Origin of the sequence: Kitasatospora sp. NPDC007106 (assembly GCF_040634455.1) — a bacterium.
In the GTDB taxonomy this organism is placed as follows: Bacteria; Actinomycetota; Actinomycetes; order Streptomycetales; family Streptomycetaceae; genus Kitasatospora; species Kitasatospora arboriphila.
This window is the reverse complement of record NZ_JBEYFP010001010.1, coordinates 1-1,979: the sequence shown is the minus strand read 5'-3', so window position 1 is coordinate 1,979 and position 1,979 is coordinate 1. Positions and strand designations below refer to the sequence as shown.

Genomic DNA, 1,979 nt, shown 5'->3' with positions numbered 1-1,979 from the left:
CAAGCGCTGATGGCGCGCACCGCCGGAGCAGGCGCCGACGGCGGCGGCCCCCGGGAGTTCCGCGGACTCCCGGAGGCCGTCACCATCGGCGTGTCCGCAGTACAACCGGCTGTCCACGCTGCGCACCTCGCGCAACAAGCTGGCCCACCGCCGGCCGCTGACCGACCGGGAGCTCGGGGACCTGGTGGACGCGCTGACCGGGTGACCGGGGCGCGTCCGGGCTCAGGCCCGGTCGTCCTCCCTCTCGCTGCGGGTGCCGGCCCGGGCGGCGGCGAGGAAGACGGCGAGGGCGAGGACGGGGCAGGCGAGGCCGAGGCCCAGCAGGACGTAACGCGAGGTGATCTCCTCCTTCGGGTCAGGATCACCTTCGGCAGGACGATACGTCACCCTGACGGCCGAACGGCCGGTTTCACCCGTCCGATACCCGGACGGGGTGCCGCATTGCCGCGGGCTCGGGTGCGGGGCGTCGGGTGCAGGGCGTCAGGGACCGGCGTCGGCGTCGGCCGTCTGCTCGCCGACGGTGGTGCGGATGCGGGCGAGCAGGGACCGCAACTGCTCGCGTTCGGCGGGCGCGAGGGCGCCGGTCGCGGTGGCCAGGGCCGCGCGGTCGAGCTCCTCGGCCTCGCGGTGCCGGCGGACGCCCTCCTCGGTGAGGGTGAGCAGGAAGGCGCGGCGGTCCTCGGGGTGCCGGACCCGCTCGACCAGGCCGTCCTTCTCCAGGCTGTCGACGATCGTGGTGGTGGTCCGCGGGGCGTTGCCGACCAGCTCGGCGAGGTCGCGCATGCGCAGCGGCCCGCCGGCGTGGGCCAGTACGCGCAGGGTGCGCAGCCGTGAGACGGAGGCGCCGTGCTCGCGCAGCCTGCCGTCGACGAAGGCTCGGAGCCGCTGCGTGGTGGCGAAGAGCTCGTCCACCAGGACGTCGCTGCTGCCGAAGTCGCGCTTGTCCGCCTGCCGCTGTGCCATGCCGTGTCCGTCCCCGTCCCCAGTCTTTCTGAGCACCATCATAGTGAGTATGCTCAGCTTCTATGAGCACCCGCCTGAGCCAGCGCCGTGTCGTGCCCATCATGACGGTCCTGACCACCTTCATCTGCATCGTCGACGGTGCGATCACCACCGTCGCGCTGCCCGGCATCGCCCGGCAGTTCGCGCTGACCCCGGCCGCACTCACCGGGGTCGTCGTGGTCTACCCGGTCTGCCTCGCCATGATGGTCCCGGCCTCGGCCTGGCTGGTGGAACGGTTCGGCGGCCGCCGGATGCTGCTGCTCTCGCTCGCCGCCTTCACCGGCGCCTCCGCGCTCTGCGGCGCCGCCCCGGGCCTCGGCGCCCTGGTCGGCGCCCGGGCCCTGCAGGGCCTTGCCGCCGGCCTGCTGATGCCGACCTCGCAGGCACTGCTCTTCCGCACCTTCACCCAGGCCGAACAGGTCCGGCTCGCCCGCCTGCTGATCATCCCCCAGCAGATCGCCCCGGCGATCGCCCCGCTGCTCGGCGGCGCGCTCGTCACCGGCCTCTCCTGGCGCTGGGTGTTCTGGGTCAACGTCCCGGTCGGCGCGGCCGCGGTGCTCTTCGGCCTCCTCTTCCTCGCCGAGCACCGCGACCACGCCGCCGGACGGCTCGACCTGCCCGGCCTGCTGCTGAGCGCCGCGGGCACCGCCGCGCTGATGTACGGCGTCTGCACCGGGCCGGAGGCGGGCTGGACCGGCCCGCAGGCGCTCGGCCCGCTGGTGGCCGGCGCCGTGCTGCTCACGGCGGCGGTCACGGTCGAACTCCGCACCGCCGAGCCGATCCTGCGGCTGCGGCTCTTCGGCGACCGGCTCTTCCGCGACACCAACCTGATCTGCCTGGTCGGCTACGTGCCCATCATGGGCGCGATGTTCCTCGGCCCGCTCTACATCCAGGAGGCCCGCGGCGGCAGCGCGCTGGACAGCGGCAGCACCACCTTCACCGAGGCCTTCGGGGTGCTGCTCACCATGCAGCTGGTC

At 73.9% G+C, this 1,979-nt stretch carries 3 protein-coding genes; 1 reads left to right on the top strand and 2 read right to left on the bottom strand.

Features of this window, described 5'->3' with window-relative positions; genetic code table 11:
• Positions 1-222: 222 nt before the first annotated feature.
• Both ABZ641_RS35150 and ABZ641_RS35145 read right to left on the bottom strand, forming a co-directional pair.
• Positions 223-387 (bottom strand): hypothetical protein, encoded by a 165-nt coding sequence (locus ABZ641_RS35150; protein WP_344623913.1) that lies wholly within the window; start codon positions 385-387, stop codon positions 223-225.
• 93 nt (positions 388-480) lie between these two features.
• Entirely contained in the window at positions 481-963 is a 483-nt protein-coding gene (locus ABZ641_RS35145) for a MarR family transcriptional regulator (RefSeq protein ID WP_359988456.1), read from the bottom strand.
• A gap of 101 nt (positions 964-1,064) precedes the next feature.
• Between ABZ641_RS35145 and ABZ641_RS35140 the strand changes: the two genes are divergently transcribed.
• Positions 1,065-1,979 (top strand): MFS transporter (locus tag ABZ641_RS35140; RefSeq protein WP_359988455.1); only part of this gene is annotated, 915 nt, incomplete at its 3' end.

What these genes read in the sequence shown, in the direction of transcription:
- ABZ641_RS35145 (WP_359988456.1), bottom strand. Translation starts at nt 963, where the DNA reads ATGGCACAGCGGCAGGCGGACAAGCGCGACTTCGGCAGCAGCGACGTC.